The sequence below is a fragment of the Phenylobacterium sp. genome (assembly GCF_031425575.1).
Lineage (GTDB): Bacteria > Pseudomonadota > Alphaproteobacteria > Caulobacterales > Caulobacteraceae > Phenylobacterium.
In genome coordinates this window covers 1-2321 of the sequence record NZ_JANPJP010000223.1, presented here as the reverse complement: position 1 = coordinate 2321, position 2321 = coordinate 1, and the positions used below count along the sequence as shown (strand labels likewise).

Here is a 2321-nt window from a genome sequence, read left to right as displayed (position 1 = left end):
CTGGCCGAGATGATGACCTCGGCCCAGGACCTGGACGGCCTGGTCAACGGGCTCCTCGACTATGGCGACCGGGCGCGCGCCGCCGACGCCGCCCCGCCAGGCGCCGTCGCGCCCTCCGATGCGCCGCCTCTCCGCGTGCTGGCCGCCGATGACAATCCCACCAACCGCAAGGTGGTGGAGCTGATGCTGGGCGCCGCAGGGGCCGAGGTGATCAGCGTCGAGAACGGTCAGGAGGCCGTGGACGCCTGGCGCGCCGGGAGCTTCGACGTGGTGCTCATGGACCTGCGCATGCCCGTCATGGACGGGCTGGAAGCCATCCGCGCCATCCGCCGGGCCGAGGGCGCCGGCCTGCCGCGGGCGCCCATCATCGTCATCAGCGCCAACACCTCGACGACCGACGTGGAGGCCTCGGCCGCGGCGGGGGCGGACCGCCACATCGGCAAGCCATTGCGGGCCGAGGAGTTGTTCGAGGCGATATCAGGGGTGTTGGACTAGGGCCGCGCGGGGCGCGCGCGCGCCAACCCCAAAATTCAGCGCCTCAGCCGCCGTCCGCATCCACCACGATGGCGACGGTTTTCCCGCGCGACTGCGGGTCCCATCCCGCCGCGATGGCCGAGGCGATGGCCTTGGCCACCAGTTCCGGCGCGATCAACGAGGCCTGCGGTTGCGGGGCGCCGTGCCGGGGCGGTGGGCCCGGCGGAAATTCCAGCATGGCCTCGCGCTGGCCGTCCCTGTGGCGCACCGCCACCACCTTGCCGCGCCATTCCGCGGCGGGGCCAGACCACTGAGGCCGGCGGTGGAACCGCCAGACATAGGTCTCCCCGTCGACGTCGATCTCAAACTCGGAAGGTTGCTTGGTGCGGGGCATGCCGGGAGTTAGCCCGCCCGGCGCGCCCAGGCCACCCTGTTCGAACCGGCGAAGGGCGCCAGGCTGACGGCCACCTCTGCGTGGACACGCTTAGGCTCCTACCCCCGCGTGCTTGCCCACCACCCGCTCTATCGACGCCGGATAGGTCTCCAGCAACGCCGTCGGCCGGATCGGGCGGGGGCTGAAGTTCCCGCCACAGTTGGGACAGGCGCCGCCGAGCCGGTTGTCCACACAGTCCGCGCAGAAGGTGCATTCGAAGGTGCAGATGCGGGCGGCCATGCTGTCGGCAGGCAGGTCGCGGTCACAGCATTCGCAATTGGGACGAAGGGCGAGCATCGAGGTCTCCTGATTTGTGGCGTCATGCTGCCAGCTGCACCGCGCGGCGGAAATGACAAGTTTCCCTCGTTTTCCGCCAGACCCGCTGAACCTGATCTGGAGGATCAGATTGACCCGTGGGGCGGGACTGACTACCTACGCGCCCGTTTACCCGGCGCACATGCTATGAGCCGGGGACGCCCACCCCTTGCGACAAGATGATGGAAACCCGGAACATGAGCGAGCTGCTGCCTGGCGTCACCGGAGTTCTCGTCCTCGCCGATGGGACTGTCTTCCAAGGTATCGGGGTCGGCGCGACCGGCGACGTGGTGGGCGAGGTCTGCTTCAACACCGCCATGACCGGCTACCAGGAGATCCTGACGGACCCCTCCTACATGGCCCAGATCGTGGCCTTCACCTTCCCGCACATGGGTAATGTTGGGACCAACGTCGAAGACATCGAGCAGATGTCTGGCAGCGCTGAGACGGCGGCGCGCGGCGCGATCTTCCGCGACGTGCCGACGGCCCCGGCCAACTGGCGCGCCGACAGCGACCTGGACGGCTGGATGAAGCGGCGCGGCGTCGTCGGTCTGGCCGGCATCGACACCCGGGCCCTCACCCTGGCCATCCGCGAGAAGGGCATGCCCAACGGCGTTATCGCCCATGCGCCTGACGGCAGGTTCGACCTCGACGCCCTGCGGGCCAAGGCTCGTGAATGGGGCGGCATCGAGGGCCTGGACCTGGCCAAGGACGCCTCCTGCCTGCAGCCCTTCGTCTATGAGGAGGGCCTCTACTCCTGGCCCGAGGGCTATGCGGTGCCTTCGGAGACGCCGAAGTACGATGTCGTGGTCATGGACTACGGTGTGAAGCGCAACATCCTGCGCTCGCTGGTCTCCATCGGCGCCCGGGTCACCGTGGTGCCCGCCTCCACCACCGCCGAGGAGGTGCTGGCCCGCAAGCCGGACGGCGTCCTGCTCTCCAACGGCCCCGGCGACCCCGCGGCCACTGGCGTCTACGCCGTGCCGGAGATTCGCAAGCTGGTGGACAGCGGCACCCCGGTGTTCGGCATCTGCCTGGGCCACCAGATGATGGCGCTCGCCCTCGGCGCCCAGACCGTGAAGATGGAACAGGGCCACCA

4 protein-coding genes are annotated in these 2321 nt (G+C 69.2%); 2 read left to right on the top strand and 2 right to left on the bottom strand.

Annotation, left to right across the window (positions count from 1 at the left end; translation table 11 throughout):
• Positions 1-495, top strand: a 495-nt coding sequence (locus RMO97_RS12620) for a response regulator (protein WP_310541418.1), incomplete at its 5' end; no start/stop codon positions are given.
• A gap of 43 nt (positions 496-538) precedes the next feature.
• Here RMO97_RS12620 and RMO97_RS12615 read toward each other — a convergent pair.
• Together RMO97_RS12615 and RMO97_RS12610 are read right to left on the bottom strand one after the other, a co-directional pair.
• Positions 539-868 (bottom strand): hypothetical protein, encoded by a 330-nt coding sequence (locus RMO97_RS12615; protein WP_304778415.1) that lies wholly within the window; start codon positions 866-868, stop codon positions 539-541.
• Between the two features lie 90 nt (positions 869-958).
• The gene (locus RMO97_RS12610) at positions 959-1204 is read right to left on the bottom strand and encodes a DUF1272 domain-containing protein (protein WP_310541417.1); all 246 of its coding nucleotides are present in this window, start codon (positions 1202-1204) and stop codon (positions 959-961) included.
• A 215-nt stretch (positions 1205-1419) separates the two neighbouring features.
• Here RMO97_RS12610 and RMO97_RS12605 point away from each other — a divergent pair.
• On the top strand, positions 1420-2321 hold a 902-nt coding region (locus RMO97_RS12605), incomplete at its 3' end, for a carbamoyl phosphate synthase small subunit (RefSeq protein WP_310541416.1).

Bases quoted from the DNA above. Each gene is read 5' to 3' on its own strand.
- RMO97_RS12615 (WP_304778415.1), bottom strand. From the start codon at position 868: ATGCCCCGCACCAAGCAACCTTCCGAGTTTGAGATCGACGTCGACGGG.
- RMO97_RS12610 (WP_310541417.1), bottom strand. From the start codon at position 1,204: ATGCTCGCCCTTCGTCCCAATTGCGAATGCTGTGACCGCGACCTGCCT.